We start from the raw sequence: 17,743 nt of genomic DNA, 5'->3' as shown, positions 1-17,743 counted from the left end.
AGCTCCGATGGAAACGCTTCCACGACACAATTGCAAGAGCTCACTCAGGTTCGAACATCACCCGAGCGTGCAGACCGGGCTCGGAGTGCTGAAGCTCTGAGCCGGCGTGAGGGTTCCAGTCTGTTGGTTTCTGTGGAACGTGGTGATGGTGTTGGAGCGCTGGTTGGAGACGAGGAGCAGGGTGCCGGTCGGGTCGATCGCGCAGTGCCTGGGCCAGTCGCCGCCTGTGGACGGGGTTGTTGTGCGCGTGAGCGTCGCTCCGTCGTCGCTGGTCGCGAAGACCGCGATGCTGTTGTGGCCGCGGTTGGTGACGTAGACGAAGTTGCCGTCGGGCGAGACGATCACCTCGCCGGGGTAGTTCTGCGGCCCTGCAGGCGCGGTCTGCAGCGGTGTACCGGGGGTCAGCCGGCCGTCGGCGTACGCGCACGGGACGACGGTGCTGTCGAGCTCGTTCGCGACGTACGCGTACCTGCCGTTCGGGTGGAAGGCCAGGTGACGCGGGCCGGCGCCGGCCTCGAGCTTGGCCTGCGCGACTTCGGTCAGCTTGCCGGGGGCCGCGATCGTGTACGTGTAGACCGTGTCGGTGCCGAGGTCGACCGACAGGATGTACTCGCCGGCGGGGTCCTGCACGACCTGGTGGGCGTGCGGCGCGGCGCCGATGTGCTTGACCAGATCGGTCCGGGCGCCGAGGCTGCCGTCGGCGTTGACCGGATGGACGGCGACGTCACCCGAGCCGTAGTTGGCGCTCAGCAGGTACTTGCCGCCCGCAACGAGTGCGAGGTGACAGGGCGCGGATCCGCCGGTGGACTGGCGGTTCAGGATCCGGAGCTCGCCAGGGGCATCCACTGCGATCGCCGTCACGCCACCGTTGGTCTGCTCGTTGACGGCGTACAGGAACCTCCCGGAGGCGATCAGGAACGAGGGCTCCTGGACTCCGGTCAGTACGCCGGTCGAGGTGATCGCGCCGCTGGCCGCGTCGTACTGGGCGATCCCGATGCCGGTCCCGCCGGCCGAGGTGTAGGTGCCGATGTAGAGCGTTTTCTGGTCACGGCAGCCGGCGAAAGCCGGAGTGATGCCGGTGAATGCTGCCGCTGCCGTGAGACCGAGGAACGTACGTCGGGTCGTAGCCATCTGTGGGGACCTCCGTGGGGGCGGACGAGGATTATCGAAGACTAGCTTCGAAATCACCGGTCTGTCACTCGACGCGCACGGAGTGTGCTCAGAACGCGTCGACTCCCGTGGCCTCGGCGGACCAGGCCCACAGCTTCTGGGCGAGTTCGGGGTCCTGGGCGACACTCGTCGGGGTCGCCGGCCTCGGAGCGCCGCGGTAGCCGAGAAAGCCCGGGCCGACGAACGAACCCGACCGCAGCTCGGGCAGCGTCGCGGCGTACAGGCTGGGCCAGGCGCCGGCAGCGGCCGACTGCGCGACGAGTCTCGTGGCAGCTCCGAAGACACGAGCCTGGAACTGTCGACCCGCCAGCTCGGGACCGGCGGCCTGGAGATGCGTCGACGCGTATCCCGGGTGCGAGCCGGCACTGACCAGGCTGTCGCCGGCCCTGCGGCTCAGCTCGAGCATGAACAGCAGGTTGGCCAGCTTGGACTTCCCGTACGACTCCCACTTGCGGTAGCCGTTCTCGGCGGTCAGATCGGCCTTGCTGATCCCCCGGACGGTCTTGTGCATGAACGAGCTGACCGTGACGACCCGCGGCTGGTCCGCCTGCCGGAGCAACGGCATCAGCCGGGCGGTGAGCGCGAAGTGCCCCAGGTGGTTGGTGCCGAGCTGCAGCTCGAAGCCGTCCACGGTCTGCCGGTACGGCGTCGCCATCACGCCGGCGTTGTTGACCAGGAGATCGAGGCGGTCGTGCGTCTTGGCGACCTGCTCGGCGGCCTGCTGGACGCTGGAGAGGTCGGCGAGATCGAGTTCTAGGATGTCGGGCTCTTTGCCTGAGGCCTTGGCGAGACCGGCCGCGGCTTCGGCGGCCTTCTGCGGGTTGCGCGCGGCAATCAGGACGTCGGCGTTGTGTCTGAGCAGCTCGAGCGCGGTGGCGTACCCGATACCGCTGGTCGCGCCGGTGACCAGGGCGCGACGGCCGGACTGGTCAGGGATGTCCGCAGTACTCCAGCTCATGCGCCCACAGTAGCGGTGGGCGCACGAGCCGGAGTGTTTGCGTTCGTCGTACTAGAGGATCTTGCGGGCCTTGAACGCGGTGGTGACCTGGTCCGCGACCGCCTTGCCGTACAGCAGGCGGGCCGACTGGACCGTGACGCGCGCGGCGTCGGCGAAGCTGGTGTCGGGCGCGTAGAAGAACGTGCCCTGCAGGATCACCTTGTTGGCCTTGGTGCGGCCGAGCGCCTTCTGGATGTCCCAGAGCGCGTTCGACCAGATCTCACCGTCGTCGTGCACCTCGCCGACGATGTCGTCGGTGGTCTTGCCGGTGTCGGTACGGCGCAGGCAGTGCTTCGGGCCGTCGGTGTACGACGTGGCGTCCCAGTCCATCACGCACGGGATGTCGTAGCCCTTGCTGACCGGCATCGACTGCTGCACGGCCCAGTAGTCGCCGAAGCCCTCACCGATCGAGCCGGCCTCGAGCGACTCACCGAAGCCCGGGACGACGTCGTCCTGGATCGCGTGACCGTACTCGTGCCAGATCACCTCGGCGTCCTCGGCGTCGTCGACGCCGCCCTCGCCCATCGTGATCACGTCGACCGACGGGTCGTAGAAGCTGTTGTCGCCCTCGTAGGTGTTGATCGAGAAGTCCTGCGACTCGTTGTTCACCTCGGTGAACCCGAGCGAGTGGATGTACTCCTGGGTCTGGTTGACCTGGTAGTACGCCATCACCTGCTCGAACTTGTCGTTGGCGCGCTGGTACACGAACGTGTTGTTCTTGTTCTGCGCCACCCCACCCTTGGCCTCGAGGATGTTGACGTAGGCACCGTTCAGCTTGCCCGAGCCGTCCAGGTTGCGCAGGATCACGTTCTTCTGCGCGAGGAACAACTCGTTGCTGTTCTTGTCGTTGTTGTCGAGCAGATCCTCGTTCTTCAGCGTCACCACCGGGTTGGGATCGAACACCGACCCCTTGCCGTCGACGTTGTCGCTGATCACCTTCGACTCGACGACCACACCGTTCTTGGCGTCGACCAGCGACCGCGTCACCCCTTCGGACGACCGCGACGTCACGTTCCACACCAGCCGGGCGTTCGGCCCACCGATCACGGCCAGCTGCGCCGCACCCTGGGTCGCCGTCGGCGTCTGCACCACACTCTTGTTCGGCTGCGCGATCCGGTTACGCGCCGCGCGGGCGCTCACCAGCGTGTTCGCCGATTTCGTCGCCGTTGCCGACGGCACCTTGGCACTGACGTCGAGCGACTCCGGTACGGCGTCCCGCCCATCGGAGATCTGCACGACCTTGCCCGACTTGTCGAAGTGCTTCGCGTAGTACCCGTTCACCACCGGCAGCCCCTTGAAGGTCTGCTGGTACCACACGTGCTTCCCGAGCAACGAGCTCTTCGTCTTCACCAACTTCAGGTTCCCCGGCACCGCCTCACCAGGCGCCGCCCCCGCGGCCCCGGTCCCCGACAACCCCAACGCAACGGCAACAACCCCCGCAGCCACCGCCGCGACCGCCTTACGCTTCACCATCCTCTTCCCTCCCATGGACTCACGTGATGACACGACTACGATCCGTCGCGACCCTAGTTCGCCCACCAGCCCTTTGGGAAGCAAATCCACCACCCGGTCCGCGCCAACAAGGGAAAACCTGGTACTCCCACGCCGCACGGCCACCGGGCCGACGCCCACTTCCCGACCCCGCACACAACATCCCGACAGGCGAAAGTCCGCCAAGTAGCTGCGCCAACATCCCCAGCGAATCCTTGACCTGGCCAACAGCAGGTGGTCGATGTTGCAACAAGTGGACTTGTGACGGTCAGTGAAGGTGCGCTAACACCGTCAAAGCTGATCAGACCGCGGCACAAATATCGGATCGCACTCCGTGCGCCGCGGTCTGTTTACGCCCCGAAACCGACCACGACAGGCTCGACGCCTCACTAAACCGTGCTCTGTTCGAGGGTGTGGACCCGATCCGCCAACGTCGGCGTGTTGGACATGACCTGCTGCCGCCTGGTCGTCTCTCGACCCAAGTTCTGCTGATGCTGGTGCTGCCATCCGTAGAGAACCTGAACCAGTGTCGAGCCGTATCCCATCGAAGCCGCTCGCCGGTCGGCCTCCTTGACCTGCCAACGGTTCACCCATGCCAGGAAGGGCGGCGCCACGAACGGCGTGAGGTAGACGAGCGGCCAGATGAACCCGGCTCCACCGACCACTGCCGCCAGAGAGAGGCCGATCCAGGCCAAGGCCAGGAAGGCGAGCACACCACAGCCAACGGCCGGCACCTTCTTCACCAGTCGCGCTATCGCGCGGGCAGCGATTAGACCGGCACGGGAAGGAATCGAGTACCAGAATCCCAAAAGGCTCAGCCACGAGCGCCCGCCAAGGTGATGGCTCAACTCATGCGCGAGTGCGGCCTCGAGGTGTTGGGGCGGAAGTGTGTACAAAGCCCACCTCGTCACCGCGACAACATGGCCCGGAGTGGGGGTGGCATTGACGTCATCGGATTCCTGGACCCACAGCGTGAAGCGTTCAGGATTCGTTCCCGCTCGAGCGTGCAGCTGTCTCCAGACAGGCTGAAGGCGTTCCCGCTCGATCAAAGTCGGTCTACGCAGCCGGAACAGATAACGAGCGAGGAGATCCTCCACCGAACCGACGAAGACGACCGCCCCCGACAGAATCCAAGCGCCGACGACGATCCAGCCTGCGGGGTAACCGAAGACTCCGCCGATCCAGATCACCAGGATCAGACTCCAGAAGAACCACGGAGCGGCGGCGACCACATTCCCCCAAGCGGACACCTCCGGAAGTCGTCGCTGCTGGCCTCCTGCGGCCTGCGGTCCGCTGCCCGGCGGCAGCTGTGCCCACGGAGGAGGAGCCTGGCCGGGACCGAAGGACGGCTGCTGCTGCGCCGGCCGCCACGAATCCTGGCCCCAGGCGCCGTCTTGCTGGTTCGGATCACCAGGGCCAGTCATGAGCAACTCGCTTCCAGAAGTGGCGGATCATGCAGTGTGCTCCGCATTGATCAGTACATCGAGACGTGGACGTGGTCGAAGTGGCCGCCAGTCGCGTCGGTCGGAACGTACACGCCACCGCCGTTGTACGGAATCCATGTTCCCCGTCGTGCAGACCAGATCTTCCCGTACCAGATGACATAACGAACACCGGTCTGTCCAGCGGTACTGACGGCCCAGTTCGCGATCCGATCGCCTTTGGCACGAGCCTGAGGCGACCGCCGAGCATCAGTTCCGACCATCACGTCGCAGGCACGTCCCTTGGGGTGATCGCTGGTCGGGTTCCACAGGTGCGCGTCCCAGCAACTCATGCTCAGTGACCCGAGTGTCTTGCCGGCTAGCGCGACCCAGGCCGCCGTTCTGGGCGTCACCATCCCACCGGTACCGGTGGGATCAGTGATCGTGGCTTCCTCAGGCGGCCAGACGCCATTCACCGGCTTGCCGGCCACCAAGCCTTCGCTCTCACACTCACCACCGGCGCCAATCCCAGGCGAGACAGGAGGGACCGGCCCGGCACGGCCCGCGTACGGGTCTCCTGGTCGTTCGAGATTGATCCCCGCGGCCGCGGCGATTGCCTTCGCCTCCTGCTCGTGCTGTCCGTAGAGGTCTGGGTACGCGGAGACCTGTACCGCTTGAGCGGCATCATTGAACGACATCTCCGGCCATCCATCGATATCAACCAGGCCTGGCGGGCTGGGCGCCCCCGAACCCCCGAAGAACGCGTTCGCGGAGTAGCGCGGGTTTAGGATCTGGCTGACTGTCCCCCAGCCGGCCGCCGGTCGTTGCTGAAACAACCCGACTGAGTCTGCATCACCGTACGGCAAGTTGCGCAACTGCGATTCCTGCAGGGCGGTCATCAGCGCAACCAAGGTCGCCTTGCCAGGCAGCCCTCGCTGAACCGCGACCTCGTCGATGATCTTCGCGAAGTCGATCTGGTCCTGCCTCAAGGCATCGGCCGCCCTGGGCTGAGGTGCCCGGCCGGGAACGCCCGGCAAGCATGCAGCCTGCGATTCCGTCCCGCCGCCGAACGGAGCAAGCATCAGCAAAGTCCCGATACCAGCGACTGCCAGTACTGCTCCTAGCTTGGCGTACAGGCCTCGGGATGCCCAGAAGCCTGCCACCTGGCCAAGTTCACCCCCGCCGAACATCGGAACCTCCCGCCGCCCCGCTCATGGTCCGGTACCACCCGAAACATCGCTGATGACCCACTTGCCGTCCTGGTCAATCACGGTCACCAGCAGTGGAACGTCAAACCGCTGAGCACGCTTACCAGTCACCTCGATGGTCACGTTGACAAATCGGGTGATCCGGCCCGGCGTGTCTGCAGGGGCGGTGTTCGCGCGTGGCGTGCTGACGGGTGCCGCGACCACCGCGGACTTGCCTCCGTCGGTCTTCAACGCCTCGTAGGTGGAATCACCCGCGGCAGCAAAGGTCGCCGCGACCTCTTCGGTCATGTACTTCGAAGCCTTTTCGATCAGACCGGCGTAGGTCTCCACCGCTGGATCGCGGGTATAGAAGGTCCGTGCCCAGGCGCCGACAACATCCGTCGCCATCGCGGTTGCCTGAGCGCCTGGCCGCGCCGTTTCGATCGGTGGCGTCGTCAGAGTCGCGCTCGCCGTGGGCGGACCTGTTGTACCACCAGCGGACGCAGTCGGCAGCACCACTGGAGCTGCAGGCGTCAGCAATCCGACCGGCGACTCGCTACTAGGGTCGTCTTTTCCCAGCAGACGGGGCAGACCACCACCGAGTCCGAGAATCACAATTGCGACGACAACGACCAGCACGACGATGACGGCAGGACTCGTCGGCTCGGCACCGCGTTGATCTCGTAGCCACGCAACGCGCTGCGCGTGATCATCGCGCCGCCAGTTCTTCTTTGCCCGGCGTCGATCCCGACCCGGCAGTTCATCAAGGTCATCCGGGTAGTCGTAGTCGGAGCTGAGCATGGAACGCCAGCTGTCTGGAGCCTCCGGGCCGTGCCCATCAGCGTCCGCCGCGTTGTCTCGACCGCGTTTAGGCCCTGAGCGGCCGGCCTTCCGGTCGTCGTCCTCTGGGGGGTGCTCGCGTGCCATCGCCTATCACCTACGCGTCGGGACGTGAATAGTCACGCCGTCCTTGGTGATCGCGGAGTACTCCCGGAAGCGACGCTGCTGCGGAGCCGACGAGCGCCGCCCGGCCCGTTGGCTCTTGGGAGGACCTTCACGAAGGCTGGCGGAGTGAACGTGGGACCGCGGCTCATATCGAGCGTCGTTGGCAGACGCAGGCTGAGGACGACGCGAACGGCGAGCATGCTGCGGCTCCGACGAAGAACGAGACCCAGATCCAGACGCCTTGGCTGTCGGGACTGCCGAGCTCGGAGCACTGACCGTCAGCGCGTGCCGTCCCTCAGAGCCGCCTTGCGCCTGAGCTCGTGCTCGGGAAAGGCTCAAAGCCGATGTGGTCCGCGTCCGGGTACCGGCGCCGCCAGCCTCGTTCGCAGTGTTCTGTCCGTTGGGGGCGCCGCCGCCGGGCATCCCTGCCGTCTCGGCCTTGCGACGATCCGTGCCGGCCGTCAGCTCGTACGGCGAACTGGCTGCGCTGCCTCGTCCTCCCAGCGAACCAACCGCCGGTGCCTGCCGATAAACCCGTACTGACGTCACACGCTGTGGACTCGATTCACCGGCGCCGGGACGATCGCGTAGGCGTTCTCCTGGAGTCGGCGCCGCACCACGGCTCGACAAAGCGCTCATGACGCGCCTGGCCGCGCCGGTCATCCCTCGACGAGCAAGGCTTCCCAACGCCACGCTTCCTGAACCTGGACGCATCATGGTCGTCAGGTTGTCCAGCAGACGTCGAAGCCTGAAGCCGACGATGAGAACGACGATGGCGAGACCGGTGACCGGCAGCCAGCCAAGCGGCCCGCTCAGGCTGAACACAGCCGTAAGAAGAGTCAACGCTGTACCGAAGACCAGCATCGCCAGGAAGGACTGGAGCACGAGGCCAATCAGTGCCTCGAACCAGTTGAGGCCCCATTGTCGTGGCCGGCCCGGAATGATCCAAAGGCATGCGAAGAAGACTCCGACGACCAGCAGTAGCAACGCACCTATGAATGCCATCAGTGCTGTGAAGGCAAGCCCGATGTTGAGGAAGCCGAAGAGCGTGGCCGCGATTGCAGCCAGCATCACTACGGCGACACGACCGAACGGACTGTCACCCTTGACCCATTTCACTGTCGCCGCATCATCGCCGCCTTCAGCGGGCGCAATGACGTTGTCGATGTAATCGCGACGCTTGTCGAGTGGCACGCCGATGTCGAGCATTCCTTTGCCATACCGTTCACAAGCAGCAATGGACCCGAATTCAGCGATGCACCACGGTGTCACCGCGAAACCTCGCCAACTGGCGTCGGCCGATTTTCGCAGCAGCGTGTCCTTGGGACTTCCACTGAAGCCTGGCTCTGGCCATGGGATCGGTGTTTGCATCGTCGGTCCCAGCGAGTCGGAAGAAGCGCTCATCACCGCTCCGGCACCGAGCTGTCGGGCGCCGTCAACGCCTCGGAGCCAGGTAGCGGGCGCCACAGCGAAACTAATGCTCAGCACGCCGGCGACAAGCACCCAGACAAGCTGGCCAAGTGCGCTTCCAGTCGCACGCCTCTGGGTGTACGCAGCGACAGCCCCGAAGGCGAGCGCCGACGGCAAGAGCCAACCGACCAATTGAGTACCGGTCTGGCCGATAGTCGTCGACGTGGCGTCTGTCAGCGCCTTGACGTCGGTAAAAGAAAACAACCACCAACCGACCGAGATCGCCGCGCGGGTGATCGCGACGATGTACATCATCACGAGGTACGAGTAGCCGTTGAAGATGTTCTTGAACGTGTCCGTGATGCCGGTGTCGAAGTCGATCCCGTAGGCCATCGGGCTGTATTGCTCGAACAGAGTCCGAGTGTCGCCGTGCGTCAGGTCCGGCGTGGGAAGAAGGTCGGCAAAGCCGGTTGGGTTGGTCGGACCAGGGGTTGGGTCGGCGGCAAGAGCAACCTGGGCACTGACGATGAAGGAAATTGTCAGGACCGTGAGCGCCGTCCTTGCTCGGCGCTGCCACTTCATCAGACGTGTTCTTTCTTTGAGGACGAGGGGCTGGGGTCCTCGGGGGTGTACATGGCCTTGTTGTAGCCGGGGTCGTCGGCTTCTTGGTCGTAGACCTCGTCGGGGCCGATGGGGGCCTCGTGGTGGGAGGGGTGGGGGGTGTGGCCGTTGCCGTTTGGGGAGAGGGGGGCGGGGGCGGTGCCGGACTGCTGGGCTACCGGGGGGTGGGTCGGGGGCTGGGAGACGGGGGTGCCGTTGGGGGTGGTGGGGACGGCGTCTCCGGGTGCGGGGACCGAAGGTGTGGTTCCCTGCGCAGGGTCCTGCCGGGGGCGGGTGATCTGCGTTGGGGTTTCTTGGGTCGGGGGGTTCTGGGGGCCGACGGCTTGGGCGGGGACGCTTTGGGCGTGGGCGGCGCCGTTGGGCGCAGGGTTCTGGGCTTGGGGGACGTACGCCGGGGTGCCCTGGGCGTTCTGGAGAGGTGCCCCCTCGACCGGAGCGTCCTGAAAGGGCTCGGGGTCGATGGTGGTGTGGGCCTCGGCCTGAGCCGTGGCGGTGGCTGCTGGTTCGGGGAGGAGGGCGTCGTCTTCCTCGTCCTCGGCGAAGGGGTCGATGTCTTCGGGGAGGGTGGGGATGGGCTGGGTGGGTTCGAGGGCGTGCTCGGACTCCGGGGTGGTGCGGAGGAGGTCGGCGACGCGCTGGCTGGGGATGTCGATCTGGACGGTGGCGACCTCGTCCCAGCGGTCTCGCATGATGCAGTGGCCGTGGCGGATGGACTTGCCGTTGGCGGCGGTGTTGATGCCTCGGACGAGCGTTTGGTACGGCGCCGTCTGCGGCCGGCCCAGGAGTTCGAGCAGGGAGTCGACCTGTTCGCGGGAGCGGAGCGAGAAGGCGAACAGGGTGGTGATCTGCTCGACCAGGCCGGGGAGCTTGAGGATCGACGCGGGGTCCTGGGTGTCGAGGACCAGCGAGGCTCCGAGGGCTCGGCCTACTCGGGCGATGTAGTCGAGGAAGCTGGCGCCGTCGGGGGTCTTCGTCAGGAGGTGGACCTCGGGGACGATGACGACCTTGGAGCGGCCGCGGAACTCGCGGCGACCCGTCGTACGGACCATCCAGGCCAGGCAGCCGCGCAGGCACGCCATGCCGACGCGTTCGATCGGGGACCAGGACTCGGGGGCCGACTCGGGAGAGGGCAGGGTGAGGCCTGGCATCTGGACGACCCAGAGGCCTGGGTTCGTGGTCAGCGACGAGAGGCCTGACGGCGGGCCGGCGACGACCGAGCCGAGGCCGGTCTCGACCAGGTCGCGCAGGGCGAACCCGACCGTACGGGTGGTCTCGGACTCCGACGCGCAGAGGCGCTGGATGACGCCCCAGGACGACGGGTCCGGGGACTGGATCTCGGCGCGGGTGGCCGCCATCACCGGTGCTTCGGCGGCGCCACGCAGGTGCGGCGGGAGCAGGAGCATCAGCTGGGACGGCGCCTGCAGAAGCGCGTCGTCGACCGGGAGCACGCGGAGCAGGTCCGCGGCACCGGAGAACTGGGCGGTGATCTCGATGACAGCGGTCGGTACGCCGTACTCGGCGGCGACGGCGGAGACGCCCGCGGCGTCACCCTTCAGGTCGAGCAGCGGAACCCACGCGCCGGCGAAGGCCGAGTCGAGGCCACCGAGCATCGCGGCGGTCGTCTTGCCTCGACCGGAGCGGCCGAGGAACAGCGTGGTGGTCGCGTCGCCGAGCGCCGAACCGGCGGCCGCGTCGAAGCGGACCAGACCTGGCGTCGAGCCGGTCAGGTAACCGATCGCGGGACCCGTGGCGTCACCGATCGACGCACCGCCCCAGAACCACGAACCGAAGAACGCGGTCGACTCCCGGACGTGGCCGAGGTCGGGCACCCGGAGCTGGTCGCCGGGCAGCGACTCCAGCCACAGGTCGCGCTGCTCGTCGGCGCCGGCGGCGACGGTGATGCCGCGGTCGGCGTAGTGCGCGATGACGGCGTCGACGTACGCCTCGAGGTCCTCGCGGGTGTCAGCGCTGACCAGCAGGCGCGGGTGGTCCTCGACCAGCGTCAGGCCGGAGCGGTTGATGTCGCGCTTGACCTCGCGCATGATCCGCTCGGTCTCGACGATCTCGTCCGCGGTCTCCTCGGCGGTGCCCTTGGCGGCCGAGCGCCTCTGCTCCTTGGCCGACTTGCGGGTCTCGTCGACCAGGTGCCGCGCGGTCTTCTTGGTCAGGACGCGAAACCGTACCGACGCCTCGACCGTGACGTCGATCTCGTCGCCGTCGTCGTCGATCGCCTTGATCTCCGACAGTGTCCGCAGCCACTCCCCCGCGCCCGGGGTCTCGAGCTCCTCGGGGAAGTCGGTCATCGCGAGCACGGTCGTGTACGCCGCGATCTGGCCTCGGGTGTCGTAGATCCGCAGGTGGTCGGTGTACGGAACGACTCGTCCGGCCGTGAGGCGGGCCAGCGAGGCGCCGGTGATCAGGCCCCGGCGAGGGGCTGCGACAGCGCCGCGGTGCATCTCGCGGCTCACCAGCCAGGAGATGACCTCGGCCGGCGCGGTGTGCGCCCGCCAGACCGTCGAACCGAGCTGGCGGGCCAGCTTGCGGACCCGCTCGTCCAGGTGCGCGAGCTCGCGCGCGCTCACGCGCCACGACGTCGTACCGAGGGCGTCGCTGATCGAGCCGCGGACCTGCGCGGTCGCGCGCGGGTCGCGGTCGCTGAGGTGGACGCCGAGCGCGACGTACCGCTCCGGCATCCGCATCTCGTCGATCCGGTCGGCGCGGGTCTGTGCCCAGGCCTCGTGGTCGCCGAGCCGGTAGTGGCCGGCGACGCTGTCGAGGTAGTCCTGGCCGGTCGAACGGCCCCAGACCACCTTGAGGTGGCTGAGCCGGTCGCCGAGGATCGTCGCGGCCGCGCTCACCGCGGCGTCGAGGGCGGCGTCCTGCTCGCCCTCGGTGGCCAGGTCGGTGTTCGCCACCGAGATCAGAAACCACGCCTCCGCGCTGCGCTCGGTGACCAGCAGCCCGTCGGCGATCGCGACCAGGCGTGGCGGCGGGAGACCGCGTTCGCGGCCGACGCCGACCAGGTTCAGGAGCTTGTCCGCGATCTTCATCAGTTCCTCTTCCCCGACGACGTCCTGCGACTGACCCTCTGCACGTGGTCCGCCCCCAGGAGGCGAGCCCGCTGGTTCACCGTGATGTCCGCACCGGCGCGGACCTGGGGGTCGAGCTCCTCCACGACCTCGCGTTCCCACTCCGGGGTCACCCTGGCCTTGGCCAGGCCGGCCACCTTCTGGGTCGCGACGCGCTCACGCCATGGCAGGTACTCCGTCTTGTCCGCCGCCCGGGCGCCGAGCCCGATGATCGGACGGTGGGCGCGCAGCGCGTAGCGGACGGCCAGCGCCCACTCGGTCACGCGGCGGCGGCGTTCGTGGTGCTTGCCCGCGCGCCAGCCGAACGCGGTGATCACGAACGGCGGTACGACGTACAGGCTGACGGTGGGTTTCTTCGGTACGCCGATGATCGGCACCAGCAGGGCGATCCAGAGCAGGATGATCACCGCACCGAAGATGATCATCCGGCGACGGGCGCCTTCACCCAGATCGATGCCGAGCAGGTCGTACTGCCGGGTCTCGATCTCGAAGTGGTGGGTCAGGGTCCGGCCGACACGCATTCAGCTGCCTCCGGAGAGCAGTCCCCAAAAGCCCTTGAGCACGTTGATGGTCTGGTTGTTGGCGTAGATCAGCCCGCCGACCAGCACACCGGCCGCAATGTGCCCGAAGAGCTCGCCCCACTCGCGCTTGAAGTAGTGCCCGATGGCGCGCAGCACCAGGATCGCGATGAAGATGTTCCCCGCGATGACCAGGACCCAGTCCTTGAAGTCCGCGCCGGTGGGCACGTTGGGGTCGGCCAGCGGCGCGGCGAGCTCCACCACACTGGCTACCAGTTGAGTCGTGATCATTGCGGTGTCTCCCAAGGTGATCTCATCGTCCGACGGCGGTCAGCTGTGGTCATCCGACCGCGGCCACTTGCCATCGCTGTGCTCCGTCCGCGGCGACGGTCCGCCGCAGGGTGAGCGTGTAGGTCTGGTCGAGGGTGGTATCCCCCGTGCCCTTCCAGGTGACGGCGCCGGTGGCCCGGCGTTCGTCATCGTTTCCGGTGAAGACCTGCCAGTCCTTCAGCTCGCCGAGCTTCACCGCACCGTTCAGGCTGCGGATCGCGGCGCCCGGAGCGGCGACCGCCTCGACCTTCGCGTCGGACTCGGCGTAGGCGCTGAAGAACGCCTCCGCGTCCTTCAGCGTGGCCGCGGTCAGGTCGTCGTCCGGTACGCCGGCGTCCGGCATGTTGTCCGGCAGCGCCGCCCGCTCGTCGGCCACGTACGTCGGGGGGCCGCTGGCGACGACCCTGGACGACGTACGGGCCACCGGTACGGCGACGCGCTGCCAGCTGTAGGGACCGCCGGACCAGCCGCGGCCCTGCTTGGTGAACGGGCGCACCTGCACCCGCACGTCGACGACCGCCGTGACGCCGCCGGAGTCGACCTTGACCTCACCCGGGTACGCCGCGTTGGCGGTCTGTTTGCCGCGCCCGTTCCACCCGGCGCGGGCGTCGAGCCCGGCGGCCAGGTCCAGGCTGATCTGGGCCGGACGGGCGTCCGGGTTGCCTTCGTCCCAGTTGAGGTAGGACACGGCGTACCGGGTCGCGACCGCGCGGGCCTCGTCGGCCGGGAAGCCCGACTGGTTGGCCACGACGCCGCCGTTGGTGCCGGTGGTGGGCCGGATCCAGGAGCGGACGCCGCTGATCGCGGCGAGCAGGAGAACGGCGACGACCAGGCCGCGGAAGAACCGCCGGGCCCAGGTCGAGAACGAGGACTCCGGCTCGGTCGCCCACGGGGTCGGGCCCGGCTCCACCGGTCCACGCGGCGGCTGGGGTGCCGCGTGGGCTCCGTGCGGAGAGCGCTGGCGAAGACGTTCCGGGGGTCGCTGGCCGGGAGCGGTGGCGTGCTGCGGCGGTGGGACCGCCGTACGGGGTGTGTCCGGGCCCTGGGGCCGGCGCGGAGGCGCCATCACCCCGCCGGCGACCGGAGGCGGCGCGCTGTACTGCGCGGCGACGCCCTGTGCCTGGCGAGGGGTGGGTGACACCGGGCCGTCGGGGTGCTGCCACCACTCCGGTGCGGTGTTCTGCGGACGGCCCTTGGGCTTCTTCGTCCGTCGCTGGTCCGACCAGTGCTCACCTTTGGGTGGCAGATTCAGGACCGTTCGCCACCAACTCATCTCTCCCCGCCCCTCAGACAGCAGTTACGCGGACAGTAGCCGGGAGGATACGGCAAGCAACTGCCCTCCGGGAGTCCTGGGACCAGGATCCGGATGCTCCATCGCTCCCCGCAGCCATACTGTTACCCCACTCGGGGGCAGATGCACACTTCCGCTCGAAGCGTGACACCTTCGGTACCGTCGTCATAGCTCCTCTCTCATGCCCGACCGGCTCGACCAGGCAGCGCAAACCATGCCACACGCCGTGGACAGGTTCGAAAATCCGTGCGAAGGACAGGGTAGAGAACCGATTCAACTGATCACGCAGTGTAGTCGATACCCGTATCAGCCTGTGGAAAACTCTGTCGTGGCGCGGGGTCAAAGTAATAGGTTCTTGGTGACTTTGCCGACCCTGTGGCCGGCACCTTGCGGAACTCGTGGAAGGACTGGCATGGAGACTCGACGGCTGGGACGGCTGGAGCACCGCAGTTCGGTCCTGATCTACGGCGCCGCGGCGCTGGGCGGCGTCGACCAGGACACCGCCGACGCCTCGATCCAGGAGGCGCTGGAGGCCGGCGTCAACCACTTCGACGTCGCCGCCGACTACGGCGACGCGGAGTTGCGGCTCGGGCCTCGGATGGGCGAGATCCGGGACAAGATCTTCCTCGCCACCAAGACCGGGCGGCGGACCTACGACGAGGCCTGGTCGGAGATCAACCGTTCGCTGGAGCGGTTGCAGACCGACCGGATCGACCTGATCCAGATGCACGCGGTGTGTGACCTGGAGAACCTGGACCTGGTGACCGGCAAGGGCGGGTCGCTCGAGGCCGCCGTACGGGCCAAGGAAGAGGGCATGGTCGGCGCGATCGGCATCACCGGGCACACCGACCAGGCGCCGGCGGTGCACCGGGAGGGGCTGCGGCGGTTCGACTTCGACTCGGTGCTGACCCCGCTGAACTACCGGCTCTCGACCGACCCGCAGTACGCCGACGACTACGCGGCGCTGGTCGAGGCCGTGCAGGCCTCCGACGCGGCGCTGATGACGATCAAGATGATCGCCCGGCGGAACTGGACCGACGGCGAGGAGAAGACGTACAGCACCTGGTACCGGCCGTTCGACGAGCAGCGCTACATCACGGCCGCGACGGCCTGGCTGCTCAACGGGCACCCGGAGATCACCGGGCTGGCGACCGCCGGCGAGACCCGGTTGCTGCGGCAGATGGTGATCGCCGAGCAGGAGCGGGCCGGGCTGACGCCGGAGGACGCGGCGGCGATCCTGGACGAGGTCCACGACTACACCTCTCCCTTCGTCGACATCCCGATCTGATCCCCCACCGAACACGGCGCGGGCCGGGCTGGGAAGGGCAGATCCCTCGGTGGGGCAGTGTGCCCCGGGACGGCGCGTCTCAGTCCGGTGTCTCGCCGGACGTGAATCAGTTGTTCGGTTCAATCGTCGTACCGGAGTGTGGTCGGTACGACGCGATGTGTGAGGGTGGGGACGCTCGCCGGGGGTACTGGTACCGGTCGGGAACACCGGCGGGGCCGGCGGTGTTGAAAAGCGCGTATTCCCTATTCTTCGGAGGTCGTAGTGGCAACGGTCGAGCTGTCCCAGCAGAACTTCGACGAGGTCGTCGGTTCCGACGGGCTCGTCCTGGTGGACTTCTGGGCTGAGTGGTGTGGTCCGTGCAAGATGTTCGGGCCGGTGTTCGAGAAGTCCTCGGAGGAGCACTCGGACATCACCTTCGGCAAGGTGGACACCGAGGCGCAGGTCGAACTGGCCCAGGCGTTCGAGATCCGGTCGATCCCGACGCTGATGGCGGTCCGCGACGGCGTCGTCCTGTACTCGCAGCCGGGTGCGCTCCCGGCGCCGGCGCTGGAGGACCTGATCAGCCAGCTGCGTGCGGTGGACATGAACGAGGTCCGCGCCCAGATCGCGGCCCACGAGGCCGAGCACGGCACGGAGCCGCACACGCACTGAGGTAACCGCTGAGAGCCGAGGCCCTGGAGTCGTCACGAGACGAGTCCAGGGCCTTTGCCGTGGCGCTAGCGCTACCTCAGCTTCACGATTTCCTCCGCAAGCTTGGCCCGAGCGGTGCCGGGTCCGAATCGCGGGCTGCTGGCGACTGCGTTCTTGATTTCGGTCTGGACCGCAGCGCTCAGCTCACTCCAATAGAGCTCTGCAAGGCGCATCCCGTGGTACTGCTCGTTGCCGCTCGCCGAATGACTGATGCTCTCCAGCAGTATCCGGTCGTTGACCAGGCGCGGATTGCCCTCCATCAAGCCCAGTGCCATCACCCGTAGGACCGGAGTGCCGTCGTAGAACATCGCTCGCACCTCGTTCGGATCGATCTCCTCCACGGCGGCGACGGCGGCCACTCGCTGCAGAATTTGATCGAGCAACGAGGCTCGCAGCTCTTTCTGACCTGGTCCGCGGAGTTCGGTGAAGATCGTCGCGTAGGCGTCGATCTCACGATCGATGCCGAGTCGGCGAAAGACTTTCGCCGTCTTACGGGCGCCGGTGGATTCCAGCTGCTCGGTGAGTTTGACCTTGAGCTGGCTGAACTCGAACGACTCGAGCCGGTCAACAACCGCCGGGACCAGGATCATCAGGAGACCGATGACGAGGATCATGGTCAGGCCGTCGCTGTGCTCGGTGAAGTAGCCGACGGCGCCTGACACGACCAGACCGGCCCCGAGAACCAGCGACAATCCACGGGCCGTCAGATCGAGCCCTCTAGGAAGGTTCAACGCCCATCGCCCACGGATTCTGGTCGACCGGTCCCTCTGCTGGGCAATCGGTGGCGTCAACGTCGCCTCGGCCGGCAGGTGACTCGGTGGGCCGACAATCGGTCCGCCGGCGGGTTGCCCGGCATTCCGAGGGTTGCCGTCGTTCGTACTGGGCATCGTCCTGGCCTCCCGAGCCGCGATCGAGGGGCTGATGATGCTCCCCAAGCGTCAGACCAGCAAGAGGCGACAGCCACTTTCCTCCACTCAACCTGTACGACGAGAGCGTGGTTCCCAGGTGCTGGTGGGAACCACGCTCTCGGGACCGGTCTCGGGGTTGCCCGGTCGGTACTGCGTCCGCCCCAGGGGAGGCGGGTGGTGCGCTCCGTCCCGGAAGGGACGGGTTGCCGCTCGGGGTCTCGAGCGGGTGGTGCCGGGTCGGCTCAGGCGCAGCCGGTCCCGTCGTACCGGTCCGCCCCGCATGGCGGACTTGGTGCGACCCGCTCCAGGCGCGAGCGGGGTGGTGCTGCCGCTCAGGGTCGAGCGGGTGGTGCGCCGCTCGCAGGGGAGCGGGTGGTGCGCCCGCTC

The 17,743-nt window shown here is 67.4% G+C and carries 14 protein-coding genes; 2 read left to right on the top strand and 12 right to left on the bottom strand.

Annotation, left to right across the window (positions count from 1 at the left end):
* Positions 1-57: 57 nt before the first annotated feature.
* From ABD235_RS02085 to ABD235_RS02035, 11 genes are all read right to left on the bottom strand, one after another.
* A complete protein-coding gene (locus ABD235_RS02085) occupies positions 58-1,131 on the bottom strand; it encodes a lactonase family protein (RefSeq protein WP_344168412.1) in 1,074 nt (357 codons plus the stop codon).
* Positions 1,132-1,219: 88 nt separating this feature from the next.
* Positions 1,220-2,128, bottom strand: coding sequence for an oxidoreductase (locus ABD235_RS02080; protein ID WP_344168409.1), 909 nt, complete (start codon positions 2,126-2,128; stop codon positions 1,220-1,222).
* 51 nt (positions 2,129-2,179) lie between these two features.
* The gene (locus ABD235_RS02075; RefSeq protein WP_344168406.1) at positions 2,180-3,640 is read right to left on the bottom strand and encodes a M36 family metallopeptidase; all 1,461 of its coding nucleotides are present in this window, start codon (positions 3,638-3,640) and stop codon (positions 2,180-2,182) included.
* 407 nt (positions 3,641-4,047) lie between these two features.
* Positions 4,048-5,082, bottom strand: a complete 1,035-nt coding sequence (locus ABD235_RS02070; protein WP_344168403.1) for a M48 family metalloprotease — start codon at positions 5,080-5,082, stop codon at positions 4,048-4,050.
* Between the two features lie 50 nt (positions 5,083-5,132).
* A complete protein-coding gene (locus tag ABD235_RS02065; RefSeq protein ID WP_344168400.1) occupies positions 5,133-6,161 on the bottom strand; it encodes a VldE C-terminal domain-containing protein in 1,029 nt (342 codons plus the stop codon).
* 129 nt (positions 6,162-6,290) lie between these two features.
* Positions 6,291-7,067 (bottom strand): hypothetical protein, encoded by a 777-nt coding sequence (locus ABD235_RS02060; RefSeq protein ID WP_344168397.1) that lies wholly within the window; start codon positions 7,065-7,067, stop codon positions 6,291-6,293.
* A 132-nt stretch (positions 7,068-7,199) separates the two neighbouring features.
* Positions 7,200-9,203 carry a hypothetical protein gene (locus ABD235_RS02055; RefSeq protein ID WP_344168394.1) on the bottom strand — a complete coding sequence of 668 codons (2,004 nt, stop codon included), beginning with the start codon at positions 9,201-9,203 and terminating at the stop codon, positions 7,200-7,202.
* Positions 9,203-12,292: an ATP-binding protein gene (locus ABD235_RS02050; RefSeq protein WP_344168391.1), complete on the bottom strand. Its 3,090-nt coding sequence runs from the start codon at positions 12,290-12,292 to the stop codon at positions 9,203-9,205. The genes ABD235_RS02055 and ABD235_RS02050 overlap by 1 nt, the downstream gene beginning before the upstream one ends.
* Positions 12,292-12,852 (bottom strand): hypothetical protein, encoded by a 561-nt coding sequence (locus ABD235_RS02045; RefSeq protein ID WP_344168388.1) that lies wholly within the window; start codon positions 12,850-12,852, stop codon positions 12,292-12,294. Before ABD235_RS02045 ends, ABD235_RS02050 begins: the two co-directional genes overlap by 1 nt.
* Positions 12,853-13,140 carry a hypothetical protein gene (locus ABD235_RS02040; protein ID WP_344168385.1) on the bottom strand — a complete coding sequence of 96 codons (288 nt, stop codon included), beginning with the start codon at positions 13,138-13,140 and terminating at the stop codon, positions 12,853-12,855. It lies immediately after the preceding gene.
* Positions 13,141-13,189: 49 nt separating this feature from the next.
* Positions 13,190-14,452, bottom strand: coding sequence for a conjugal transfer protein (locus ABD235_RS02035; protein WP_344168382.1), 1,263 nt, complete (start codon positions 14,450-14,452; stop codon positions 13,190-13,192).
* Between the two features lie 430 nt (positions 14,453-14,882).
* On the opposite strand from ABD235_RS02035, the gene ABD235_RS02030 reads away from it, so the two are divergent.
* On the top strand, positions 14,883-15,758 hold the full coding sequence (locus ABD235_RS02030; protein ID WP_344168379.1) for an aldo/keto reductase: 876 nt from the start codon (positions 14,883-14,885) through the stop codon (positions 15,756-15,758).
* A gap of 261 nt (positions 15,759-16,019) precedes the next feature.
* On the top strand, positions 16,020-16,409 hold the full coding sequence (gene trxA, locus ABD235_RS02025; protein WP_344168376.1) for a thioredoxin: 390 nt from the start codon (positions 16,020-16,022) through the stop codon (positions 16,407-16,409).
* A gap of 71 nt (positions 16,410-16,480) precedes the next feature.
* Here trxA and ABD235_RS02020 read toward each other — a convergent pair whose 3' ends face one another.
* The gene (locus ABD235_RS02020) at positions 16,481-17,335 is read right to left on the bottom strand and encodes a hypothetical protein (RefSeq protein WP_344168373.1); all 855 of its coding nucleotides are present in this window, start codon (positions 17,333-17,335) and stop codon (positions 16,481-16,483) included.
* Positions 17,336-17,743: the final 408 nt, after the last annotated feature.

This window comes from Kribbella lupini (assembly GCF_039529595.1).
In the GTDB taxonomy this organism is placed as follows: domain Bacteria; phylum Actinomycetota; class Actinomycetes; order Propionibacteriales; family Kribbellaceae; genus Kribbella; species Kribbella lupini.
Note: the sequence above shows the minus strand (reverse complement) of the source record. Positions and strands in the feature narration are given on the sequence as shown.